We start from the raw sequence: 23,534 nt of genomic DNA on the forward strand, positions 1-23,534 counted from the left end.
ATAGCTTGTTGTGACTGTGGTTCGCTAACTAATGATCTTAATCTTAGATAATAATAATAATCGTGCGATTGGTTTACATGCTTCGCTGACTTTTATCGGTGAAACAGTATTAAACCTTGCTGAAGATAAATTTGAACAAGAGTGTAGCAGCTACCAAAAACAAGAATGTATGGTTATTTTAGGCGCGTTAAACAGTTTTAATCATGAAAGTTTGATCAAGCGCTATCCTACAGTTCCCTTCCTTCTTATAGGTGAAACTTTAAAGCCTTTGCTAAGCATTGCAAATGTAGTGGGGTTAATTTCTGAACCATTTAATCATGATGTAACAACGCAGTTACTGCATGATTGTCAGCAATACCAGCGAATGCTCCCTAATGATCATAAGCACCACAAACCACATAAGTCGTTTGACGGTTTAGTTGGGGAGACGGATGCCGTAAAAGATGTACGCTTTCTAATTGAGCAGGTAGCAAAAACAGACGCAAACGTTTTAATCCTCGGAGAGTCTGGTACAGGTAAAGAGGTGGTTGCGCGAAATGTACATTTATTGTCTAAGCGCAACTCAGGTCCCTTTGTACCTGTAAACTGTGGAGCTATACCCGGCGAGCTGCTAGAAAGTGAGTTGTTCGGCCATGAAAAAGGCGCATTTACGGGTGCTATTTCTGCACGTAAAGGGCGTTTTGAATTGGCTCAAGGTGGTACGTTATTCCTTGATGAAATCGGCGATATGCCACTACAAATGCAAGTTAAATTATTACGTGTGTTGCAAGAAAGAAGTTATGAGCGCGTTGGTGGCACAAAAGCTATTCAGGCCGATGTGCGGGTGATTGCAGCAACGCACCGTAATTTAGAAGAAATGATAGAGAGAGGCTCTTTTCGAGAAGATCTCTATTACCGGTTAAATGTATTTCCTATAGAGAATCCTTCTCTTGCCCAACGTGCTGAAGACATACCGCTTTTGCTAAAAGAATTAATGCGCCGTGTAAATGAGCAAAGCGGTACGACAGCTAAGTTCACAGAGCGTGCTGTAGACAGTCTCAAAGAGCATGCTTGGCCCGGTAATATTCGTGAACTAGCTAATCTTGTAGAGCGTATGGTCATAATGTTTCCTGAGAAGGTTGTAGACGTTCCTGATTTACCAGCGAAATATCGTTATATTGAAGTTGATGCCTATGAGCCTCAATACCCTGAGGAGCTAATGGAGCGCGACGCGTTTAATGATATTTTCAGTACAGGGTTTAGTGATTATGATGATGAGCCAGAAGTGGAGATAGCGACTACGGACTCAGGCTTACTACCCGATGAGGGCATTGAGTTAAAAGAGTATTTAGCAGAGCTTGAGATAAGCCTTATAACTCAAGCGCTTGAACGCTACGATTATGTCGTTGCTCGGGCCGCTGAAATTCTAGGAGTAAGACGCACAACCCTTGTTGAAAAAATGAAAAAATATAACCTATCGCGAGACTAACTCGCGTTAGCTTAAGCTATTCCAACTTTACCAAATATATCGTTATAAATACTCTTTTATAATCTCTGCTTTTCTAAAACACTCATTACTGTGGTCGTTTACCATACCGCATGCTTGCATGTGTGCGTACACAGTCGTTGGGCCTAAAAACTTAAAGCCACGCTTTTTTAAATCTTTAGCGAAAGCTGTTGATATTTCAGTGATGGCGGGGTAATCGCTTAATTCATTTAAGTTACTAATTAGTGGTTTGTTGTCTACAAATTGCCATTGATAATTACTAAAGCTGCCAAATTCTTGCTGTATTTCAATAAAGCGTTTTGCGTTGTTGATTGTTGCTGCAATCTTCAAGCGGTTTCTCACAACCCCATCAAAAAGCATTAAGCGCTCAACATCGTCGTCGGTAAATAACGCTACTTTTTTAACGTCAAAATTTTCAAAGGCATGTCTGTAGCCGCTTCGTTTTTTTAATATGGTATACCAGCTTAGTCCAGCTTGAGCTGATTCAAGTGTTATAAACTCAAATAATTTTTGGTCGTCGTAAAGTGGCACTCCCCACTCTTCATCGTGGTAGGCAACATAATCTTGCTTTGAAGTATCAAGCCATGGGCAACGACACTGAGCATTTTTATTCATTGTGTGTTTTCCTTGTGTCAGTTTATTGTCACGTAAAATATACTCTAAGTTTATGAATTATAATTAATATATTTTTGGTACGAATTGTGCATTTGTCACCGTAGAGAACCTTTATGAGAGTTTACCATGGCACTTGCAAACGTGTTGAAACCACAATTTATCACAGCTAATCAATATAACCCATGCCTTCAACAAGAAGAGTATGTGGGGGAGCTTAGTGAGCTTCGTCAACAAGCGAGTTGGTTGAGCCATTTGGTTGATACTATGCCAGCTGGCGTTATTGTGCTTGATGGTCGTGGCATGATTGCTAAGGCGAATCAAATTGCAATTGATATGCTAGGTGAACCACTCGAAGGCGAGAAATGGTTCAGTATTATCCAACGTTCTTTTCGTCCACAACAAGACGATGGCCATGAAGTTTCATTAAAAGATGGTCGATTGATAAAGTTAGATATTACGGCATTGGCACCAGAGCCAGGCCAGTTAATTCTCATGACAGATTTAACCGAAACGCGTCGCTTACAAACGCGTGTGGCCCACATGCAGCGCTTGAGTGCGCTGGGTAAAATGGTGGCATCATTAGCTCATCAAGTTCGTACTCCGTTGTCTGCTGCTATGTTATACGCAGCTAATTTAGGCTCAAAACGTTTACCTGAGGCTTCGCGTGGTAATTTTCACACAAAATTAATGTCGCGTCTGAAAGATCTTGAAACTCAAGTGAACGACATGCTGCTGTTTGCAAAAAGTGGCGATCAACAAGTTGTAGAGCAGGTTTCTATGCAGCAATTACTTACCGAAGTTAAAGCTGGCTCAGATGCAATGGTTGCTCTTAATAGCAGTGAGCTTGATGTCAATTTACCAGAGCCCGATATTGCTATTATGGGCAATAAAACAGCGTTAGCCAGTGCGATACAAAACTTAATTCATAATAGTATTCAAGTTATTGGCTCTGGCGCTTTAGTTCGTGTAAATGCGATAAGAGATGCTCATTCAGATGATCTTGTGCGTATTAGCGTGTGCGATAACGGCCCTGGAATAGATATGTCGCAGGCTGAGAAACTGTTTGAACCATTTTTTACCACAAAAAGTCAAGGCACGGGCCTTGGTTTGGCTGTGGTTAGCTCTGTTGCTAGCGCTCATCAGGGCAGGGTTGAGGTTACCAATAATACACAAGGTGGGGCATGTTTTAGCATATTACTGCCTATTTGTACTGAATCTAAAGCGGTGGAGGCATTATGAGTAATAACACTATTTTAGTTGTTGAAGATGACGCAGGTCTTCGTGAAGCATTAATCGATACTTTAGAGATGTCAGGTATTGCCTGTGTTGCGGCCAATAGTGCAGAGCAAGCCATGCTGCTGTTAAAAAAAGACAGCTTTTCTTTGGTGGTGAGTGATGTACAAATGGGCGCGATGAGTGGGCTTGATTTATTACGTAGCATTAATTTAAATCACCCTGATTTACCAGTGCTGATGATGACAGCATACGCCACTATTGATGATGCCGTTGAGGCAATGCGCCTAGGGGCAATCGACTACATGGCGAAACCATTTGCGCCAGAAGTATTATTAAATATGGTGAGTCGTTACTTACCAGAGCCCGAAAAAGAAACAGATGGTCCCATTGTTGCTGATCCATCAAGTATTCAATTGCTTGAGCTTGCGGCAAAGGTCGCGAAATCTGATGCCAGCGTAATGGTGTTGGGCCCAAGTGGTTCCGGTAAAGAAGTGCTTGCGCGATTTATTCATGATAAATCAGCACGTTCAAACGAGCCATTTGTTGCAATTAATTGTGCTGCTATACCTGAAAACATGCTCGAAGCCACTCTCTTTGGCTATGAAAAGGGTGCCTTTACGGGAGCGATTCAAGCGTGCCCAGGTAAGTTCGAGCAAGCACAGGGCGGTACAATCTTGCTCGATGAAATCACCGAGATGGATTTAAGTTTACAAGCCAAATTACTACGTGTATTGCAAGAACGTGAAGTAGAGCGATTAGGTGGCCGTAAAACAATTAAGCTTAACGTTCGCGTGCTGGCAACCAGCAACCGAGACTTAAAAGATGCCGTTAGTGAGCATAAGTTTAGAGAAGATTTATATTACAGGCTCAATGTGTTTCCACTGATGTGGCGCCCGTTGTGTGAACGCCCGGGTGATATAGTGGTATTAGCTAAGCACTTAATTGAGCGCCATTTGGCGAAAAGTAAAGAATCCATTGCTCAGCTTAGCGATAGCGCACAGCAAAAGCTGCTGTCGCATCAATGGCCAGGGAATGTTCGTGAGCTTGATAATGTTATTCAACGCGCATTAATCTTGAGAAACGGTGACGTTATTGATGAGAGTGCTATATTCATCGAGAATTTAGCGCCTAGTGCGTGTGTAAGTGCTAGCTCGGTTGCACCGCAAGCACCTAATGATATAGCGAATCCAACAATTGCAGCTAAAGTACAGCATAATGAGATGATGGATGAGCTTCCTAGTTTAGATTCAGGTACTTACAAAGATGAACTAAAGGATAAAGAGCATCGCATTATTTTAGAAACGTTAACGCGGTGTCGAGGCAAGCGAAAAGATGTGGCTGAAACGTTAGGTATCAGCCCAAGAACATTGCGTTATAAGTTGGCGCAAATGCGAGATTTAGGTATTGCTCTACCAGCTTAAAAGTCTATTCTGACCAATTTCAAAAGACACTCAGCCATGCTGAGTGTCTTCATGTCAAAACTCTGACATTTAAAAATCTCTCTTAACTTACTGAAATATAGTTATTATTTTATTGGCATGGTTTGTGCTTTATCTAGTTATTAGTAAAGTGCATCGTCAGAGATAATTATGAAAATTCAAAATAGTGCGTTATTCCAAGAAATGCAGTCTATGGCTCTTGAAGCTGGCCGTAGTAATTCAAATAATGCTATTCCAACGCAAACACAACCTACTTCGTCTGCACAATTTGGTGATTTGTTAACAAATGCCTTAGACACAGTGAGCAATCATCAACGAGAAGCGAAAGAAAAAGTCACAGCTTTAGAGATGGGCGACAGAAGTGTATCGCTTGCTGAAGTGATGATTGCTTCTCAAAAATCATCCGTCGCGTTTGAGGCTACTGTTCAAGTTCGTAATAAACTTGTTGAGTCTTATAAAGAAATTATGAACATGCCTGTTTAAGCTGGGTAGTGGAGAATTATTGTGGCGCAATCTAATCAATCAACCGACCTTGCATTAGCAGGCGGTGGTGCTATCAACCAAACTGATAACGACGATCAGCAAGAGCAAAAGTCGGGCTATTTAAGTGCATTAAATGGTGTTGACGTATTGCGCCAGGTTACCTTAATTATCGCATTAGCTATTTGCTTGGCCATCGCCATTTTTGTCATTATCTGGGCGCGTCAGCCTGACATGCGCCCATTGGGTAAAATGCCGACTGAAGAGCTTATTCAAACTCTTGACTTTTTAGACGCGCAAAAAATTGAATATGAACTTGATGGCAACCTAATTTCGGTTGCAGAGGATGAGTATCAAAATATAAAGTTACTCATGACACGTGAAGGGTTAGACCAAGCACCTGCATCAGGTACTGATATTATCATGCAAGATATGGGTTTTGGTGTAAGCCAGCGTTTAGAGCGTGAACGTTTAAAGCATGGCCGTGAGCAGCAATTAGCGCGTACTATTGAAGAGTTAAAGAATGTCACTCGGGCTAAAGTGTTATTAGCCATTCCAAAAGAAAATGTATTTGCTCGTCGTGAAAAAGAGCCTTCGGCAACAGTTGTGTTAACCCTAAAACGTGGGCGTATGCTTGATAGTGAGGAAGTTGATTCTATCGTTGATATTATTGCTTCAGCTGTTCAAGGGCTATCACCATCTCGTGTTACGGTTACTGATCAAAATGGTCGTTTGTTGAATTCTGGCTCTCAAAGCTCTTTAGCTGCTCGTTCAAGAAAAGAGTACGATATTGAACGTAAGCGTGAACAAGAATACCTACAAAAAATTGACAGTATTTTAATGCCTGTGATTGGTATGGGTAATTACACTGCCCAAGTAGATTTAAGCATGGACTTTAGTGCTGTTGAGGAGACGCAAAAACGTTTCAATCCAGACTTACCAGCTGTTAGAAGCGAAACCACATTTGAAGAAAATAACATTGGTGGTCTAGCTGTTGGTATACCAGGAGCTCTAACAAATCAACCGCCAACTAATTCAAACATCCCTGAAGTTGCAGGGCAGGGCGGTGCAGGCTCTGGTACTACACCAAGCAGTAGCCATAAAGAAGCAACTCGTAACTATGAGTTAGACACCACCATTTCTCATAAACGTCAGCAAACTGGGGTTATTCGTAGAATTAGCGTATCAGTTGCAGTCGATTACTTACCAACAGTAGGTGAAAACGGCGAAACAACGATGGTGCCACGTTCTGTTGAAGCGTTGTCAAATATTCGTCGCCTATTGCAAGGTGGTGTGGGTTTTGATTTGCAACGAGGTGATGCACTTGAAGTTGTTACCGTGCCATTCGTGCGTGAAGAGTTAGCTGTTGCAGAAGAAATACCACTTTGGGAGCAAAGCTGGTTTATGAAAGTGGTACGTCTAGCGTTAGGTGCACTGGTTATTATTGTACTAATAATGGCGGTTGTTAAACCTATGCTTAAACGCCTTATTTACCCAGATGATACGTTGGAAGAGTATGATGATGACGCGTTAAGTTCAGGCGTAGACATTGGCGACAATACACTCGATATGCTAAATAAAGACTTTGATTCTGCTTCGGTTGGCTTTGCAAGTGATGGTACACTACAGTTACCAGACCTTCATGGCGATGAAGATTTACTCAAAGCGGTACGAGCTTTAGTTGCCAATGAACCAGAATTATCATCACAAGTAGTGAAAGCGTGGTTAACAGAAGATGACTGATCAAGAGCCAGAACAAAAACAATTACCAGCAGCCTTTGACGTTGATAAACTAGATGGAGTTGATAAGGCCGCCATATTACTACTTAGTTTATCAGAAGAGGATGCTGCTCAAATACTTAAGCACTTAGAACCCAAGCAAGTGCAAAAAGTGGGTATGGCTATGGCTGCCATTGATGATCTATCACAAGCGAAGATAAGTGCAGTTCATAATCTATTTATCGAACAAATTCAAAGCTTCAGTACGATAGGCTTCCAGTCTGAAGACTTTATTAAAAAAGCACTAACAGCTGCGCTTGGTGAAGATAAAGCGGCTAGTTTGATAGACCAAATTGTTATGGGGTCAGGTGCAAAAGGCCTAGATTCATTGAAATGGATGGACTCCAAACAGGTTGCTAACATTATTCGAAATGAGCACCCTCAGATACAAACGATTGTATTGTCTTATTTAGAGCCTGAGCAATCAGCGGAAATACTTGCCCAGTTCCCAGAGAAAGTTAGGCTAGATTTGACCATGCGTATAGCTAATCTTGAGGAAGTTCAACCTGCGGCATTACAAGAGTTGAATGAAATCATGGAGAAACAGTTTGCTGGTCAAGCCGGAGCACAAGCAGCCAAAATGGGTGGCTTAAAAGCGGCTGCAGACATATTGAATTATTTAGATACGAATGTTGAAGGACAGTTAATGGATTCAATTCGTGAGCATGATGAAGAGATGTCACAACAGATTCAAGATTTAATGTTTGTATTTGAAAACTTGATGGATGTAGAAGACAGAGGCATCCAGGCCATTTTACGCGAAGTTCAACAAGATGTATTAATGAAAGCTATTAAAGGGACTGATGAAGGCCTTAAGGATAAAATTCTTGGCAATATGTCTAAACGTGCAGCCGACATGCTAGCAGATGATTTAGAAGCTATGGCACCGGTACGTATTAGTGAAGTTGAAGCTGCGCAAAAAGAAATTTTATCTACGGCACGTCGCTTAGCTGATTCTGGCGAGATCATGCTAGGTGGTGGTGGTGGCGAGGAGTTCTTGTAAACCATGAATAAGCCTCGCTCTACTCAAGGTCAGCCATTAACTGAAAATGAAGCTGATGAATTATTACAAAACTGGCCTATCCCTGATGTAACGCAAGACACTCGTAAATTCGACGGTCGCTCTACAGCGTTTGGTACACCATTGGCTGAGTTGTACAAAAAAGAAGTTAAAGAACCAATAGAGGAGCCTGAACCTGAAGAAGCACTGCCGAACCTGACAATGGCTGAGCTTGAGCGTATTCGCCTAGATGCTTACGAAGAAGGCTTAAAGCAAGGTCATGAACAAGGTTATATTGATGGTTTTGAAAAAGGGGTTTCTGAAGGCAAAGAGGCAGGCTACAAAGAAGGAGTCGAACTTGGTAAAACTCAGGGACAAGAGGAAGTAAAACCCCTTATTGAAGAACAATTAACAGCGTTAAAATCACTTGTTGATAGCTTAACCGCACCGCTTAATAAGGTAGACGAAGAGGCTGAAAAACAATTAATACAACTTGCTGTTATGCTAGCCGAAGCATTAATATATCAAGAAGTAAAAACGTCACCTGACGTGTTATTACATAGCTTAAAGCATTGCATTGATGCACTAGGTGAACAGCAACAAGCTGTGCGTATACACCTCAATCCAGATGATATTGAATTAGTTAAAAATAGTTATGGTGAGCAAGCCATCGTTGAGAGTCAGTGGCAGCTTATCCCTGAGCCAACGCTTGAACGCGGAGGCTGCCAAGTCAAAACACCGCAATCCTCGGTAGATATGACGCTTAAAACCCGTGTCAAAGAAACGTTGGATAGTTTTTTGCATAGTAGTGGTATCTAAGCTAATAATTGGTTTGTAATGAACACACAACCTCTCCCATTGAGCGAGCGCTTACAGGGGTATCAAAAGCATATTCATAGCCCAACGCCAGCCGTTGCCGGTATTCTTACCCGAGTAGTTGGTTTAACGTTAGAAGCAAAAGGGCTTCGTGCGCCTGTTGGCAGCCAATGTAAAATTGAAACCATGCGTGGTTTTGTAGACGCTGAAATAGTTGGCTTTAACGACCAAACACTTTATCTGATGCCTAACGATCATATATCAGGCGTGCTGCCAGGTGCGCGAGTGATACCCCAAATCAATGAAACGGGTTTACCTGTTGGTATGTCCTTATTGGGTCGTGTTGTCGATGGTCTAGGCCGTCCGCTTGATGGCTTAGGGCCTATTAATGCAGAGCACTATTTAAAATTCGCACAAAACACCATCAATCCACTTTCTCGCAGACCCATTAGTCAACCAATGGATGTGGGAGTTCGTGCCATTAATTCAGTAATTACAGTTGGACAAGGGCAACGGATGGGGTTGTTTGCAGGTTCCGGTGTGGGTAAATCAGTGTTACTAGGTATGATGACACGAGGTTCCGAGGCCGATGTTATTGTGGTCGGTTTAGTAGGGGAGCGTGGGCGAGAAGTAAAGGAGTTTATTGAAGAAATTCTTGGCGTTGAAGGGCGTAAGCGCTCAGTTGTTGTTGCAGCCCCCGCTGATGCATCACCTCTGATGCGTTTAAAAGGGTGTGAAAGTGCGGTGACGATTGCTGAGTATTTTCGCGATCAAGGCCTAAATGTTTTATTGCTCCTAGACTCGGTAACGCGATATGCCATGGCGCAACGTGAAATAGCCTTGGCTGTGGGGGAGCCTCCAGCGACGAAAGGTTATCCACCTTCAGTTTTTGCTAAGCTTCCTGCGCTGGTGGAACGAGCAGGTAATGGCGGCGAAGGGCAAGGTTCAATTACCGCATTTTTTACAGTGCTCAGTGAAGGGGATGATATGCAAGATCCTATTGCTGATGCAGCGCGTGCAATCCTGGATGGTCACATCGTATTATCACGTGATTTAGCTGATAGTGGGCATTATCCTGCAATAGACATTGAAAAATCGATCTCTCGTGTTATGCCGCAAGTTGTTTCTGAGCCGCATATGCAACAAGCAAGAGTGCTAAAACAAGTTTATTCCATGTACCAGCAAAACAAAGATATGATCACTTTGGGCGCTTACCAAAAAGGCACTGATCAAATGCTTGATCAAGCAATTAATATGATGCCACGTGTTAATGCATTCTTACAGCAAGGGATGAAAGACGTGATCAGTTATGATGAAGGCTTGCAAGGACTTGCACAGTTACTAGGGCAATCATAATGGCAAATAATAAACTCAACTTACTGCTAAAGATGGAAAAAGAAAAAGAAGAATCTTTACGCATGCATTACCTACAAGCACAGCAGCACTTTCAATCTAATCAACAAAAGCTGCAAGGGCTCAACAATTTTAGAATGGAGTATACCCAGCAGCTTCATATTAAAGGCCAATCCGGATTAAGCAGTGCTGGCTTTAGTCAATATCATGCTTTTATTGCGAAGATTGAAGAAGCTATTCGCCAGCAAGCCAGTACGGTGAATACAGCGAGGCAGGTTGTTAGCCAGCGACAAAGTTTGTGGTTAAAGCAACAGGTAAAAGCGAAAGCGATTGAAAAACTGATTGAAAAACAACAGCAAAAAGCAACTGCGATTGAATTAAAAAATGAGCAACGCATGCTCGATGAGTTTTCATTGAACCAATTCTTTCAAAGGCGTAATGCGCTTTAGTTGTTAAACATTAATAGTAGGCACATATATTGCTTGGTTACATGTGACGTCTTTATTTTGGCAAGCTGCGGCGGCAAATTGCCACATTTTAATGTAGGTGAATTATGGCGATTAATGATCTATCAGCACTCATTTCAACAGAGCAAGATATTAAATTTGCTAAAAAAGAGCAATCACAACAAGCTGCTATTGATGAAAAGTCAGGCTCAGAGAGTGACTTTTTCTCTCAGTTACAAAGCGCTAATAGTGCCACTGAAGAGCCTAATAAAAAAAGTAAAGGCTCTGCCTCACCACAGTTGAGTGAAAGTGATACACAAGATGCCATGCAATCAAAGCAAAAAAAAGAGTCCGCAGCTGTTATTTCTGGTGATGATATGCTCGCTCAAATTAACGCCGCAAACAACCTTGATACTCGTGTGAGCACATCAGAGCCAAATAATTCTTTGACTTCAGTAAGTGAGTTAATTGATAAATATGCTCAAGAAAGCCTCGATCCAAAAGATATAAAACCTAAAGCCCCGCGTCCAATTGACGACGTTACTCCAATTATAAACAAGCCTTTAGAAGATGATAGCAGTGAAGGCTTACCTAACAACTCAGTTATACCTAGCGATAAATCGGCCGTTGCTGAAGCAATTGATAAAAACCTTAAACAAACAGGGTTTCCCGAAGATGCCGTTACTCCAATTGTTGATGATGTTCAAGCTATAAAAGCTCCTGAAACACAGAATGGGACTAACAAATCAGCAAGTAGCGTGGATATGCCTAGTATTAACGCCTCTACAGAAAACACTAAAAATGCCCAGCCACTTGCTTCACTTTTGGCGCAAGAGTCTGTAGCTGACACTTCAAAGGGTGAAGCCGCGGTATTACAGGAAAAAGTAAATAAGAATCAAGTGGATGGTGCTGGTAAGGCAGTAGTAACTGACTCAGATGTAGCACTAAAAGCCCCAACAAAACCCGTGGATAAAAAGGGGGAAGTAAACCCCGAAGCCCTGTCATCTTCGTTGAATACAGCTGCAAAGCAAAGTTCAGCTGCACCAGCTGAGTCTTCAGTTAATAGCCAAAGTAAAAATGACAAAACTGATTCTAAGTCAAGCGTTTCGGCTCAGGTGGGTGATGCTAAAAGCAGTGTGGAAATACCCGCACAGCAAATAAAGGACTCGAAAGAGGCTACTAAGTCAGCAGTTAACAAAGGTGTTGAAGCCGATACAGCACAAATGCAAGACACAGCTAAAATAGCAAAAACAGTAGGTGCTGAGCCTACCTTGTCTAAGGATGCTCAAGCATTAAAAGATGCATTTATTGCAGCTCAATCACCTACAACGTCAGCTGCTGTTAAAACCACTCAGTCTGCTTCTGAAATTGCGAAAAGCTCTGAAGTAAATCAAACAGTTATGAAGCTCCTTAATGCAGAAACAGACGTTTTAACAGGAAGTGATCAAGTTCTTTCCCGTTTGACAACAGAGCAACGTGCCACATTGCAAACGCAAGTAAATGCAGTGCTAAGTCAAGGAGTTGATAAACAAGGCCTTGCGAATTTAAAACACACTGTTGCACAATTTATTGCAAATAATAACTCTGCTAACTCAGCCCAAAATGTCGATGCTACTTCGAGTTTTAACGCGGTAGAGTTCAGTGACGAGATCGCTAATTTAGCAACAGGGCAGAAGCAAGCTTTATCTGAACAGCTTCAGCAGTTTTTAGCGACTGAGAAACCTCAGGGGGCGGTATTAAATCAAGTGAAAGCGGCACTAGCTGTGCTAGATGAAAATCAAATGACCATGACTAAAGAGTCAACAACTACCTTAAAAGAGCCATTACAGGTTGCACAGCCTATAGCGACTAATCAAGTTGAAACAGCGAAGGCACAATCGGGACAAGCCACATTTGTTAAGATGACTGCGCAAGAGCAAGCTATTAAATCTGATATTCAACAAGACGTAGCAAAAGAAGCATTGGTAGCAGATGATGAAAAAATTGAGCAGATAGCATCTAAAGAGAGTAATGCGGTGCGTGTAAATCAACTATTTACACAAGTGACCAATATAGCAAGCACCTCAATGACCCAATCTATAAATGAAGCGATTGATCAGCGTTACTCTGAAGAGCTTAGCAATATGCAGGTGCTAAATGCGCAACAAACCAGTGCGACGTCACAAACAAAGCAAGTAAATGTAGACCCTACTTTAATGCAAGCATTGAACATTGTTAAAAGTGATGCTGCAAAATTATTGCAAGAACGGGTAAGTGCGCTACTTAGCATTAATAATAAAGAAGCTGAAATACGATTAGATCCGCCAGAAATGGGCAGCATGCAAATTCGTATTCGCAGCGATGCAGAGCAAGCACAAATAAACTTTGTTGTACAAAACCAACAAGCCAAAGAAGCGCTAGAGCAGTCTATGCCTAAATTACGCGAAATGCTTGCGGAGCAGGGTATTGAGCTTGGAGAGAGCAGTATCCAGCAAGGTGATAGCCAAGGTAATGCTGACGAACAAGAGCAGCAACAGGGACGCGGACAGCTTGCATCTAATGGTCAAAGTGATGATGGAGCTGCGGATTCTGAACCAAGTGCGCAAAGTTCAGGCCAACAATCTTCATCTTCAATAGATTACTATGCCTAACACCTGCTATTATAAAGTTATAAAAATAACTAATTAGTTTTTAGTTTAAGATGTTTCTAAAGCACTAAACTATATGAGTAACAAAATAAAGTCTGATTTATTAACAAAACTGCTTTAGGTTGAGGTTTTTATTGGACTTGATATGTATGTTATTTATATCGAAATGTTTAAAAAGAGTTGCTTGAGATATCTTCTTTATTCTAAGCTCTGATGAGAAAGCTTGATGGGTTAACGCAGTTGTTTTATTACCCACTTTTAAGGCAGTAAGGAATTATAATGGCTGAAGAAGCAAATTTAGAAATAGAAGAAGGCGGTAAAAGTAAGAAGAAGCTGATTATAATCATTGCCGTTGTTGTTTTATTAATTGCAGGTGGTGTTGGGTTTTTCTTAATGTCAGGTTCAGATGAACCTGCTGAAACATTAGCTGATGAAACAGTTGCTACAGAAGAAGTTGAATCGTCTAATAACGCCAAAATTGGCAGCGCCCTTTATGTGGCAATGCCCAGACCTTTCGTTTTTAATGTGCCAGGTGCAAGTAGAGACCGCGTTGTACAAATTAAAGTCCAACTTTTAGTTCGTGGTGATGTGAATGAAGAAGTAGCCAAAAGACATATCCCATTAATTGAAGGTACATTGTTAAGTGTTTTTTCTACCACAACGGCTGACGAGCTTGGCACCAGTGAAGGTAAAGAGACGTTGCGAGTTGCTGCACTTGAAAAAGTACAAACGGCATTAAATGATGTTGAAGGCAGTAAAGTAATTGAGCGGGTTTTATTTACCGGCTTTGTAATGCAATAAGGGGCCTGCGTGAGCGATTTATTATCCCAAGACGAAATTGATGCGCTATTACACGGCGTTGATGAAGTCGAAGAGGAAGATATAGAAGATGGTGAAGAAGGGGGCGGTGGTAACACACTGCAATACGACTTTTCTTCCCAAGACCGTATCGTTCGTGGACGTATGCCAACGCTCGAAATCGTTAACGAGCGTTTTGCCCGACATATGCGAATAAGCTTATTCAATATGATGCGCCGCACCGCTGAAGTGTCAATCAACGGCGTACAAATGATAAAATTCGGTGAATATATTCACACTTTATTTGTACCTACTAGCCTTAATATGGTTCGCTTTCGACCTCTAAAAGGGACGGGCTTAATAACCATGGAAGCGCGGTTAGTATTTATCTTGGTAGACAACTTTTTCGGTGGCGATGGCCGTTATCATGCCAAAATAGAAGGGCGTGAATTTACGCCTACAGAACGTCGTATTGTGCAAATGCTACTAAAAATAATTTTTGAAGATTATAAAGAAGCATGGGCACCTGTTATGGACGTTTCCTTTGAATACCTCGATTCTGAAGTAAACCCAGCAATGGCAAACATTGTTAGTCCAACAGAAGTTGTCGTGATTAGCTCTTTCCATATAGAGCTTGATGGCGGCGGTGGGGATTTCCATATCGCACTGCCATATTCAATGCTTGAACCTATTCGTGAATTACTTGACGCTGGTGTACAGTCTGACACTGAGGATACTGATCTTCGTTGGAGTAAAGCATTACGTGATGAAATAATGGATGTTGAAGTTGAGCTTTCTACGCAATTGCTTGAAGTGGAGCTAAATTTAGCACAAATAATGGAATTTAAAGCGGGTGATATTATCCCTGTAGAAATGCCAGAGCATATCACTGTGTTTGTTGAGGACTTACCAACATTTAGAGCTAAAATGGGTCGCTCTCGTGACAATGTTGCATTACAAATTAGTGAAAAAATTAAACGACCTGAGTCAGTTAAATCAGAATTACACGTCTTTACAAAAGGCGGTAAAAAACTTGATTCAGATGCAGAGTTAGCAGAACTAGAAGACGATCTACACCTCTCTGAAGGTGTGGATTTAGACTGGTAAAGAAAAGGTTTAAATGTATGAGTGATGACCAAGATACTATGGATGAATGGGCAGCAGCCCTAGCTGAAGCAGAAGGCACTGATGACGGTGCGGATGCACAAGTTGCAGAGCTTGATGAGCTTAGTGACGCTAAACACGAAATGAGTACGGAAGAAAAACGTAAGCTTGATACTATTTTAGACATTCCAGTGACTATTTCTATGGAAGTGGGTCGTTCTAAAATTAATATCCGTAACTTATTACAATTAAATCAGGGTTCAGTGGTCGAGCTTGATCGGGTTGCGGGTGAGCCACTTGATGTGTTGGTAAATGGCACATTAATAGCGCACGGTGAAGTTGTGGTGGTAAATGACAAGTTTGGTATTCGCCTTACTGACGTTATCAGTCAAGTAGAACGGATCAAAAAATTACGATGAGTGGTTGGATTATACTATCTTCCACAGTTAGTACTGTTACTCCATCGGCAACCCCGATGGGGGACATTGTATCAGTGGCTATGTCACTGATCACGGTGTTAGTGTTGATTATTGTACTCGCAATCATGGTAAAAAAGGTAAACCCTAATTTAACCAACAGCGATGAATTTAAAGTTGTTCGTAGTTTGCCACTCAGTACACGAGAACGTTTGATGGTAGTTGAGATTGATAACGCTCAGCATTTATTAGGCGTCACACCTCACAGTATTAATTACCTATTGAAGCTGGAAACACCTTTAACAGAAAAAGAACTACCTGCTTTGGTCAAACGATTTGGTAATTTACTAAACTCTAATCAGAATAAAAAGAACGCATAATATGATGAAGTGGCTGCTAATACTCATTAGTCTCGTATTTATACCAACAGTTAACGCTGAGGGTATTGAAGCGCTAAATATCACCACAAACCCAGACGGCTCGCAAGACTACTCAGTCACGTTACAAGTACTTGCAATTATGACTGCGCTGAGCTTTATTCCGGCAGCGGTCATAATGATGACGTCATTCACACGTATCATCGTGGTATTAGCTATTTTACGTCAAGCAATTGGTTTACAGCAAACACCTTCGAATCAAATTTTACTTGGTATGTCCTTGTTTTTAAGTATATTCATTATGGCGCCCGTATACCAGAAGGTGAATGAGCAAGCCATTGAACCTTATATGAATGAGCAAGTTACATCAATACAAGCATTGGAGCTTGCGAAAGAGCCAATGAAGGCATTTATGCTGTCGCAAGTTCGTATTAAGGATATTGAAACGTTTGCTAAAATAGCTGGCTATGACAAACTGGATTCTCCCGAGGCTACGCCAATGATAGTGCTAATCCCAGCCTTTGTGACCAGTGAGTTACAAACTGCTTTTATTATTGGTTTTATGTTTTTTATTCCCTTTTTAATTGTGGATTTAGTTGTTGCATCAGTTTTGATGGCCATGGGTATGATGATGCTTTCACCCATGATCGTATCATTACCCTTTAAAATTATGCTGTTTGTTTTAGTTGATGGTTGGAGCCTTGTGATGGGGACGTTAGCAAAAAGTTTCGGCCTTGGGGTTTAGCGATGGTTTTTACATTGGCAATAATACAGCACAAGGAGTAACCCATGGAACCGGAAATTTTCGTTGATATTCTTAGTGACGCACTATTTTTAGTTATTAAATTGGTTTCAGCAATTGTTGTACCTGGGTTGTTAGTGGGTTTGGTTGTTGCAGTATTCCAGGCGGCAACATCAATTAATGAGCAAACATTGAGTTTTTTACCTCGCTTATTAATTACCATAAGTGCACTCATTGCAGGTGGTCACTGGTTAACCCAAGAGCTAATGGACTTTTTTACCCGTTTAATAATGATTATTCCAGAAATCGCAGGCTGATATGGATTTCCCATTTTCAGTTATAATTCAGTGGCTCAGTGATTTCTTATTACCATTGGTGCGAATTAGTTCAATGATTATGGTAATGGCAGGTATCGGCGCTAAAAATGTACCTACCCGTATAAAAATGGGGCTTGCTGTTGTTACTACTTTTTTAGTTGTACCTGTATTGCCTCCCGCCAGTTTTAATGATTTGTTTTCATTTCAAATGCTGCTTGTCGTTATTCAACAAATGTTAATCGGTATTGCTATTGGTTTTGCCTCATTGTTGATGTTGAATACCTTTGTGCTTGCAGGTCAAATATTGGCAATGCAAACCGGTTTAGGTTTCGCCTCTGTTGTTGACCCTTCAAACGGTATGAGTGTACCTGCGGTTGGTCAATTCTATTTAATTTTAGCTACTTTGTTATTCTTTGTTTTTAACGGCCATTTAATGATGATTCAAATGGTCGTTCATAGCTTTAATGTCCTCCCGATTGATGGCAGTTGGTGGGCAGTTGACCATTATTGGGATATTGTCACCTGGGGTGGATGGATGTTCACTACAGCTTTGGTACTTTCATTAGCACCACTGACAGCCATGTTAGTCATCAATATGTCTTTTGGCGTAATGACACGTGCTGCACCTCAATTAAATATTTTTTCTATCGGTTTTCCATTCACCCTTGTTGCTGGTCTTGTGATTATATGGGCAACATTAGGAAACTTTATTACTCAATATGAATTCCAGTGGTTAAAAATGGTTGAGTTAATGTGTACTTTAGTTGGTTGTTCACCCTAGGAGCGCATTATGGCTGAAGATTCAGGTCAAGAAAAAACAGAAGAACCCACGGGTAAGAAAATTTCAGAGTCCAAGAAAAAGGGCCAAATAGCCCGTTCGAAAGAGCTCGGAACCATGTTTGTGTTGATTTTTTCTGCGATTTCTTTGTTGATGTATGGACCTGAAATTGGCAAAGGGCTATTTAACATCATGGGCCGTATGCTCAGCTTAAACCGGAATGAAACCTACGATACAACAAAAATGTTCTCCGTATGGGGATCAGTTGCTGATGCACTTGTGTTTCCTATGGCCATGTTTGTATTTATTATTGTCCTTGCGGGTATTATCGGAAACACCCTACTAGGCGGCTTTAACTTTAGTTGGCAAGCAGCGGCTCCTAAAGCCAGTAAAATGTCGCCAGCGAAAGGGATTAAAAGGATGTTTGGGCCGCAAGCGGGCGTTGAGCTGGTTAAGTCAATTTTGAAGTTTGCTGTTGTAGCTGGGTTTGCAGTATTTCTGATCAACACTTTCTTTGATGAGATTTTGCATTTAAGTATCGAAAGTGCACCAGGTAACATTATTCATGCACTTGAGATTTTGGCGTGGATGTTTTTAGGTCTGACGTGTACTTTAACCATTATTGCAGCAATTGACGCTCCTTACCAAAGCCATACCCACCATAAGCAACTCAAAATGACCCTTCAAGAAGTGAAAGATGAGTATAAAAATTCAGAGGGTGATCCACAGATCAAAGCCCGTATAAGGCAAACGCAAAGGCAAATGTCACAGCGTAGAATGATGCAGGACGTACCTGATGCCGATGTTGTTGTCACTAACCCAACTCATTACTCTGTTGCATTAAAATACGACACAGAGCGTGCAGGGGCACCTATAGTCGTTGCCAAGGGAGTAGATGAGCTTGCAATGCAAATCAGAAAAATAGCCAAAGGTAATGAAGTGCCCGTTGTTGAATCGCCAATGCTGACGCGTGCTCTTTATCATACTGCTGAGGTTGGCGAGCAAATCCCTGATCAATTATTCACAGCTGTTGCGCAAGTATTAGCGTACGTATTTCAGCTAAAACGCTTTCGAAAAGGGCGTGGAAAGCGGCCTACACCACTTGATAAAACACTGCCTATCCCAGATGCTTATAAATACTAAGTGTGCTTTATTTTAATAATGCAGTAACTTGGAATAGTTATTGCAAAATCCGTACAGTGTCAATTTTTTGAAATTGTAGAGTTATGGAATTTAAAGCTGTATTACAACAACTTAATAAAGATAAGAAAGAGTATGCTAAAGGCGTTGGCACGCCTTTACTAGTGCTCGCTGCGCTAGGGATGGTTATTTTACCACTGCCCCCGTTCTTACTTGATATTCTTTTTTCGTTTAATATAGCCCTCGCTTTAGTGGTTTTATTGGTTACTGTTTACACCATGAAGCCGGTCGACTTTGGTATGTTCCCAGCGGTATTACTTATCGCAACCATTATGCGTTTGGCGCTTAATGTTGCCAGTACACGGGTGGTATTACTTGAAGGTCATAATGGCGGTGATGCTGCTGGTAAGGTAATTGAAGCCTTTGGCTCTGTGGTTATCGGTGGTAACTATGCTGTTGGTCTTGTCGTATTCTTAATTCTCATTATTATAAACTTTGTTGTAATCACCAAAGGTGCTGGACGTATCTCAGAAGTATCAGCGCGATTCACGCTTGACGCTATGCCTGGTAAACAAATGGCTATTGATGCTGACTTGAATGCAGGCTTTATTAGTGCAGAGCAAGCACGAGACCGCCGTGAGGAAGTAACTCGAGAAGCGGATTTCTACGGCTCAATGGATGGTGCGAGTAAGTTCGTAAAAGGCGATGCGATCGCTGGTATTGTTATTTTAATCATTAATATTATTGGTGGCTTATTTGTTGGCATGATCCAACATGACCTTTCGTTTGGTCGTGCAATGGAAGTGTATACATTATTGACCATCGGTGATGGCTTAGTTGCTCAGTTACCTTCATTACTTTTATCAATCGGTACCGCGATAGTTGTTACGCGTCAAAATGAATCGCTGAATATGGGCGATCAGTTCAAAAGTCAGCTTGGCAACGAGAAATCTTTGTTTATTGCATCTGGTATTTTAATCGTAATGGGCTTAGTACCTGGTATGCCACATTTTGCCTTTTTAAGTTTAGGTGCACTACTAGGCTACCTTGCTTATTACACGCAGCAAAGCAAGCTTAAAGAAGCGGCCGCAAAAGAGGAAGAAGCTGCAAACGGTGGTCCAGCAGGAACAGGAGTTGCGAATAAACAAGAACAAAAAGAGCTTGGTTGGGATGATGTACAGCAAGTGGATGTAATTGGTTTAGAAGTGGGTTACCGCCTAATTCCGTTGGTTGATCAATCACAAGGCGGTGAACTGTTAAACCGCATTAAAGGCGTTCGTAAGAAGCTTTCACAAGAGCTTGGCTTTTTAGTTCCTCCGGTACACATTCGCGACAACCTAGAGTTAGACCCTAATGCATACAGAATAACAATGATGGGCGTATCAAGTGGAGAAGGTGAACTTAAGCATGGCGATGAGCTTGCTATCAATCCAGGCCAAGTATTTGGCCCAATTAAAGGGATTGAAACAAAAGATCCCGCGTTCGGCTTGGATGCTGTATGGATCAAAGCAAATCAAAAAGATGAAGCGCAGTCATTAGGCTATACGGTTGTTGATGCAGCCACTGTTGTTGCAACACATATTAGCCAGTTATTAACCAATAGCGCCGCACTTTTACTTGGTCATGAAGAAGTTCAAAATTTATTAGATATGCTTGCTAAGAGTCACCCGCGCTTAGTGGAAGGTCTGGTGCCAGATGTGCTACCACTGACAACAGTAGTAAAAGTATTACAAAATTTACTTAACGAAGGTGTTGCAATACGTGATATGCGTTCCATTGTTCAGACACTTGTTGAGTATGGTCCAAGAAGCCAAGACCCAGATGTACTAACGGCTGCAGTGAGAATTTCATTGCGTAGATTAATCGTTCAAGATGCTGTTGGTATGTCTTCAGAAATCCCAGTCATAACTTTGGCGCCTGAGTTGGAACAGATGTTGCATCAGTCACTTCAAAATGCAGGCGACGAAGGTGCCGGAATAGAGCCAGGACTTGCAGAGCGACTTCAACAGTCATTGAATGAAGCGCATCAGAATCAAGAAATGGCCGGTGAACCTTCGATATTGCTAACGTCAGGAATGTTACGCACTGTGTTATCTCGATTTGTTAAGTACACCATCCCAGGTTTGCGGGTAATGTCTTATCAAGAGGTACCAGACGAAAGACAGATCAAGATTGTCAGCTCAGTAGGCCAATAATTGATTTAGAAGGGTTGTGAACCATGAAAATAAAACGTTTTTTTGCTAAAGATATGCGTACCGCACTAAAAGAAGTTAAAGATGAACTAGGTGTTGATGCGGTTATTATGTCAAATAAAAAGCTAGCTAATGGCGTTGAGATTGTTGCTGCTGTTGATTACGACAAAGCTGCACCACAAGAATCAACTCCTCAGCCAGCGGCTCAAGCACAAAGCAACCCTAATAATTTTATAAAGTCAGCGCCTAAACGCGCTCCACAAGAGCCACAGGCTGCAGTTGCTGACAGTTTACAAGCATTGCTTGAGCGTCAATCACCTCGCCCTCGTTCTCCTGAGCTTGCGTCAATGTTCAACCAATCGGGTATCGATACCTCGACGCAGTTTCAACCTCAGGAAACGCAACAGCAATCTAGGTACTCAGAGCAACCTAGAAGAGTAAATGAGCCGCAGGCTCACCCAGACTTTGCCCGCAGAGAGCCAGCCCCTAAGGTTCGTACTCAAGCTCATAGCTTAGGTTTTGATGATGAATTAGAAAGTGACTTTGATGATTTGGGTGCTCCTTTGCAATCGCAAACAAGCGCAGCAAATCCGCAAAGTGATGAAATGACTTCCATGCGTGATGAAATGAATGCAATTCGACAGCTACTTGAACACCAAGTCTCAGGTTTGATGCAACAAGATATGGCGCGTCGTGATCCTACGCGAGCTTGTATGATAGACCGTTTGGTTGGTATGGGTATAGAACATGATGTTGCAGAGCAAATGGCGTGTTTTATTCCTGATGATGTATCTCGTCAAGAGGCATGGAAAGCATTATTGCAAATGGTTGAAAACCAAATGCACACAACCAACAATGAAATTTTACGCCAAGGCGGTGTTTATGCTTTAGTTGGGCCTACAGGAGTGGGTAAAACCACGACAGTAGCCAAATTGGCAGCACTGGGCGCGCAAAAATATGGCGCAGATAAAGTAGCGTTAATTACCACAGACACATACCGTATTGGTGCCTATGAGCAACTTGCGACTTATGGCCGAATTATTGGTTGTGGCGTAAAACAAGTAAAAGATGCTAATGAATTAGCAGAAGTTTTATACCATTTACGAAATAAGCGACTAGTATTAATAGACACGGCAGGAATGAGCCAAAGAGACTTACGGTTAACTGAGCAGCTAAACACGCTAATGCGTAATCAGCGCGTTGATATTCGTAGTTATTTAGTATTAAGCGCCACAGCACAAATTAACGTACTGCAAGAAACTGTAAGGCACTTTAAAAAAGTTCAGCTAAGTGGCTGTATTTTCACAAAACTGGATGAATCGCTTAGTTTAGGCGAGATTATTAGCATAGCGATTCAAAATCGCCTCCCAATAGGGTATCTTACTAATGGTCAACGAGTTCCTGAGGATATTCGTGTAGCAAATGCTGAAAAATTGGTTAAAAAAGCAGAACAGCTATACCTAAAAAGAACAAAAGTACAACATTCAAGGCGTCAAGCAGTAGCGTCAAGCACAGTAGGGATGTATGATTAACACAGTATTAGATCAAGCAAGTGGCCTGCGAAAGATGAGTCAAAACAATAATAACAGCGTAAAGGTTATCGCTGTTACAGGTGGTAAGGGTGGTGTAGGTAAAACTAATGTATCACTTAATACTGCAATAGCTTTAGGCCAATTAGGTAATAGGGTTTTAGTACTGGATGCCGATTTAGGCTTAGCTAATTGCGATGTGATGCTTGGTTTACGCGTAGAGCGAAATTTATCTCATGTTCTTTCTGGAGAGTGTGAGCTTGATGAAATATTAGTTGAAGGGCCTGCAGGTATAAAAATAGTCCCTGCTACTTCTGGTTCTCAAAGCATGGTCGAGCTATCACCTTCTGAGCATGCCGGGTTAATTCGTGCATTTAGTGAGTTGAATACTGAGTTTGATATTTTAATTGTTGATACTGCTGCAGGTATCTCTGACATGGTGCTGAGCTTTTCACGCGCAGCGCAAGACGTTATGGTTGTTGTTTGCGATGAACCGACTTCGATAACAGATGCCTATGCATTAATTAAAGTGCTCAGTCGTGAGCATGGTGTTTACAAATTTAAAATAGTTGCCAATATGGTGCGCAGCATGCGCGAAGGCCATGAGCTATTTGCCAAACTTTCCAAAGTAACAGATCGCTTTTTAGATGTTTCAATGGAGCTGGTTGCAACCGTGCCATATGATGAGAATATGCGTAAATCTACTCGTCGGCAAAAGGTCATTGTGGAGTTGTTCCCTAACTCCCCAGCAGCTGTTGCATTTAAAACATTAGCGACAAAAGCAGTAAAATGGCCTATACCTAATCAACCATCAGGCCATTTAGAGTTCTTCATAGAAAAATTAGTAAACGGCTAACTATGACT

The 23,534-nt window shown here is 41.6% G+C and carries 22 protein-coding genes; 21 read left to right on the forward strand and 1 reads right to left on the reverse strand.

All coding sequences use genetic code 11. The features are described from left to right. Window positions 1-31 precede the first annotated feature (31 nt). The gene (locus ACHUE3_RS08255) at window positions 32-1,468 is read left to right on the forward strand and encodes a sigma-54 dependent transcriptional regulator (RefSeq protein WP_394191980.1); all 1,437 of its coding nucleotides are present in this window, start codon (window positions 32-34) and stop codon (window positions 1,466-1,468) included. A 42-nt stretch (window positions 1,469-1,510) separates the two neighbouring features. On the opposite strand, the gene ACHUE3_RS08260 is transcribed toward ACHUE3_RS08255, so the two are convergent. Further along, the gene (locus tag ACHUE3_RS08260; RefSeq protein WP_394191982.1) at window positions 1,511-2,101 is read right to left on the reverse strand and encodes a DNA-3-methyladenine glycosylase I; all 591 of its coding nucleotides are present in this window, start codon (window positions 2,099-2,101) and stop codon (window positions 1,511-1,513) included. 126 nt (window positions 2,102-2,227) lie between these two features. On the opposite strand from ACHUE3_RS08260, the gene ACHUE3_RS08265 reads away from it, so the two are divergent. From ACHUE3_RS08265 to ACHUE3_RS08360, 20 genes are all read left to right on the forward strand, one after another. After that, window positions 2,228-3,340, forward strand: a complete 1,113-nt coding sequence (locus ACHUE3_RS08265) for a sensor histidine kinase (RefSeq protein ID WP_099296736.1) — start codon at window positions 2,228-2,230, stop codon at window positions 3,338-3,340. Then, on the forward strand, window positions 3,337-4,758 hold the full coding sequence (locus ACHUE3_RS08270; protein WP_099296735.1) for a sigma-54-dependent transcriptional regulator: 1,422 nt from the start codon (window positions 3,337-3,339) through the stop codon (window positions 4,756-4,758). The genes ACHUE3_RS08265 and ACHUE3_RS08270 overlap by 4 nt, the downstream gene beginning before the upstream one ends. A 168-nt stretch (window positions 4,759-4,926) precedes the next feature. Then, entirely contained in the window at window positions 4,927-5,259 is a 333-nt protein-coding gene (fliE, locus tag ACHUE3_RS08275) for a flagellar hook-basal body complex protein FliE (RefSeq protein ID WP_099296734.1), read from the forward strand. Window positions 5,260-5,280: 21 nt separating this feature from the next. Beyond that, window positions 5,281-6,999, forward strand: a complete 1,719-nt coding sequence (gene fliF / locus ACHUE3_RS08280; RefSeq protein WP_099296733.1) for a flagellar basal-body MS-ring/collar protein FliF — start codon at window positions 5,281-5,283, stop codon at window positions 6,997-6,999. Continuing rightward, a complete protein-coding gene (fliG, locus tag ACHUE3_RS08285) occupies window positions 6,992-8,038 on the forward strand; it encodes a flagellar motor switch protein FliG (RefSeq protein WP_099296732.1) in 1,047 nt (348 codons plus the stop codon). Before fliF ends, fliG begins: the two co-directional genes overlap by 8 nt. A 3-nt stretch (window positions 8,039-8,041) precedes the next feature. Next, the gene (fliH, locus tag ACHUE3_RS08290) at window positions 8,042-8,854 is read left to right on the forward strand and encodes a flagellar assembly protein FliH (protein ID WP_394191986.1); all 813 of its coding nucleotides are present in this window, start codon (window positions 8,042-8,044) and stop codon (window positions 8,852-8,854) included. Between the two features lie 18 nt (window positions 8,855-8,872). Then, complete coding sequence (gene fliI / locus ACHUE3_RS08295; protein ID WP_099296730.1) at window positions 8,873-10,207, forward strand: flagellar protein export ATPase FliI; 1,335 nt, start codon at window positions 8,873-8,875, stop codon at window positions 10,205-10,207. Beyond that, window positions 10,207-10,653, forward strand: coding sequence for a flagellar export protein FliJ (fliJ, locus tag ACHUE3_RS08300; RefSeq protein WP_099296729.1), 447 nt, complete (start codon window positions 10,207-10,209; stop codon window positions 10,651-10,653). Before fliI ends, fliJ begins: the two co-directional genes overlap by 1 nt. A 104-nt stretch (window positions 10,654-10,757) precedes the next feature. Further along, window positions 10,758-13,280: a flagellar hook-length control protein FliK gene (locus tag ACHUE3_RS08305; RefSeq protein ID WP_394191988.1), complete on the forward strand. Its 2,523-nt coding sequence runs from the start codon at window positions 10,758-10,760 to the stop codon at window positions 13,278-13,280. A 276-nt stretch (window positions 13,281-13,556) separates the two neighbouring features. Next, window positions 13,557-14,078 carry a flagellar basal body-associated protein FliL gene (gene fliL / locus ACHUE3_RS08310; protein WP_099296727.1) on the forward strand — a complete coding sequence of 174 codons (522 nt, stop codon included), beginning with the start codon at window positions 13,557-13,559 and terminating at the stop codon, window positions 14,076-14,078. A 9-nt stretch (window positions 14,079-14,087) separates the two neighbouring features. Then, window positions 14,088-15,182, forward strand: coding sequence for a flagellar motor switch protein FliM (fliM, locus tag ACHUE3_RS08315; protein ID WP_394191991.1), 1,095 nt, complete (start codon window positions 14,088-14,090; stop codon window positions 15,180-15,182). Between the two features lie 17 nt (window positions 15,183-15,199). Beyond that, a complete protein-coding gene (gene fliN, locus ACHUE3_RS08320; protein WP_135474875.1) occupies window positions 15,200-15,598 on the forward strand; it encodes a flagellar motor switch protein FliN in 399 nt (132 codons plus the stop codon). Then, a complete protein-coding gene (gene fliO, locus ACHUE3_RS08325; RefSeq protein ID WP_394191993.1) occupies window positions 15,595-15,975 on the forward strand; it encodes a flagellar biosynthetic protein FliO in 381 nt (126 codons plus the stop codon). The genes fliN and fliO overlap by 4 nt, the downstream gene beginning before the upstream one ends. Window position 15,976: 1 nt before the next feature. Then, a complete protein-coding gene (gene fliP / locus ACHUE3_RS08330; protein WP_099296723.1) occupies window positions 15,977-16,717 on the forward strand; it encodes a flagellar type III secretion system pore protein FliP in 741 nt (246 codons plus the stop codon). A gap of 44 nt (window positions 16,718-16,761) precedes the next feature. Next, window positions 16,762-17,031 (forward strand): flagellar biosynthesis protein FliQ, encoded by a 270-nt coding sequence (gene fliQ, locus ACHUE3_RS08335; protein WP_058559776.1) that lies wholly within the window; start codon window positions 16,762-16,764, stop codon window positions 17,029-17,031. 1 nt (window position 17,032) lies between these two features. Continuing rightward, window positions 17,033-17,812 (forward strand): flagellar biosynthetic protein FliR, encoded by a 780-nt coding sequence (gene fliR / locus ACHUE3_RS08340; RefSeq protein ID WP_394191996.1) that lies wholly within the window; start codon window positions 17,033-17,035, stop codon window positions 17,810-17,812. Window positions 17,813-17,821: 9 nt separating this feature from the next. After that, on the forward strand, window positions 17,822-18,952 hold the full coding sequence (flhB, locus tag ACHUE3_RS08345) for a flagellar biosynthesis protein FlhB (RefSeq protein WP_394191998.1): 1,131 nt from the start codon (window positions 17,822-17,824) through the stop codon (window positions 18,950-18,952). A gap of 83 nt (window positions 18,953-19,035) precedes the next feature. After that, window positions 19,036-21,144, forward strand: coding sequence for a flagellar biosynthesis protein FlhA (flhA, locus tag ACHUE3_RS08350; RefSeq protein ID WP_394192000.1), 2,109 nt, complete (start codon window positions 19,036-19,038; stop codon window positions 21,142-21,144). Between the two features lie 23 nt (window positions 21,145-21,167). Next, window positions 21,168-22,673: a flagellar biosynthesis protein FlhF gene (flhF, locus tag ACHUE3_RS08355; protein WP_394192002.1), complete on the forward strand. Its 1,506-nt coding sequence runs from the start codon at window positions 21,168-21,170 to the stop codon at window positions 22,671-22,673. After that, complete coding sequence (locus ACHUE3_RS08360; RefSeq protein ID WP_058559781.1) at window positions 22,666-23,526, forward strand: MinD/ParA family ATP-binding protein; 861 nt, start codon at window positions 22,666-22,668, stop codon at window positions 23,524-23,526. Before flhF ends, ACHUE3_RS08360 begins: the two co-directional genes overlap by 8 nt. Window positions 23,527-23,534 lie beyond the last annotated feature (8 nt).

The organism is Pseudoalteromonas atlantica (genome assembly GCF_043641955.1).
GTDB lineage: Bacteria > Pseudomonadota > Gammaproteobacteria > Enterobacterales > Alteromonadaceae > Pseudoalteromonas > Pseudoalteromonas atlantica_A.

Coding starts and splice junctions, on each gene's coding strand:
- fliG (WP_099296732.1), top strand. CDS start 6,992: ATGACTGATCAAGAGCCAGAACAAAAACAATTACCAGCAGCCTTTGAC.
- fliP (WP_099296723.1), top strand. CDS start 15,977: ATGATGAAGTGGCTGCTAATACTCATTAGTCTCGTATTTATACCAACA.
- fliO (WP_394191993.1), top strand. CDS start 15,595: ATGAGTGGTTGGATTATACTATCTTCCACAGTTAGTACTGTTACTCCA.
- ACHUE3_RS08260 (WP_394191982.1), bottom strand. CDS start 2,101: ATGAATAAAAATGCTCAGTGTCGTTGCCCATGGCTTGATACTTCAAAG.
- fliE (WP_099296734.1), top strand. CDS start 4,927: ATGAAAATTCAAAATAGTGCGTTATTCCAAGAAATGCAGTCTATGGCT.
- ACHUE3_RS08270 (WP_099296735.1), top strand. CDS start 3,337: ATGAGTAATAACACTATTTTAGTTGTTGAAGATGACGCAGGTCTTCGT.
- fliH (WP_394191986.1), top strand. CDS start 8,042: ATGAATAAGCCTCGCTCTACTCAAGGTCAGCCATTAACTGAAAATGAA.
- ACHUE3_RS08360 (WP_058559781.1), top strand. CDS start 22,666: ATGATTAACACAGTATTAGATCAAGCAAGTGGCCTGCGAAAGATGAGT.
- flhA (WP_394192000.1), top strand. CDS start 19,036: ATGGAATTTAAAGCTGTATTACAACAACTTAATAAAGATAAGAAAGAG.
- ACHUE3_RS08305 (WP_394191988.1), top strand. CDS start 10,758: ATGGCGATTAATGATCTATCAGCACTCATTTCAACAGAGCAAGATATT.
- flhB (WP_394191998.1), top strand. CDS start 17,822: ATGGCTGAAGATTCAGGTCAAGAAAAAACAGAAGAACCCACGGGTAAG.
- fliJ (WP_099296729.1), top strand. CDS start 10,207: ATGGCAAATAATAAACTCAACTTACTGCTAAAGATGGAAAAAGAAAAA.
- fliN (WP_135474875.1), top strand. CDS start 15,200: ATGAGTGATGACCAAGATACTATGGATGAATGGGCAGCAGCCCTAGCT.
- fliI (WP_099296730.1), top strand. CDS start 8,873: ATGAACACACAACCTCTCCCATTGAGCGAGCGCTTACAGGGGTATCAA.
- fliQ (WP_058559776.1), top strand. CDS start 16,762: ATGGAACCGGAAATTTTCGTTGATATTCTTAGTGACGCACTATTTTTA.
- fliL (WP_099296727.1), top strand. CDS start 13,557: ATGGCTGAAGAAGCAAATTTAGAAATAGAAGAAGGCGGTAAAAGTAAG.
- flhF (WP_394192002.1), top strand. CDS start 21,168: ATGAAAATAAAACGTTTTTTTGCTAAAGATATGCGTACCGCACTAAAA.
- fliR (WP_394191996.1), top strand. CDS start 17,033: ATGGATTTCCCATTTTCAGTTATAATTCAGTGGCTCAGTGATTTCTTA.
- ACHUE3_RS08255 (WP_394191980.1), top strand. CDS start 32: ATGATCTTAATCTTAGATAATAATAATAATCGTGCGATTGGTTTACAT.
- ACHUE3_RS08265 (WP_099296736.1), top strand. CDS start 2,228: ATGGCACTTGCAAACGTGTTGAAACCACAATTTATCACAGCTAATCAA.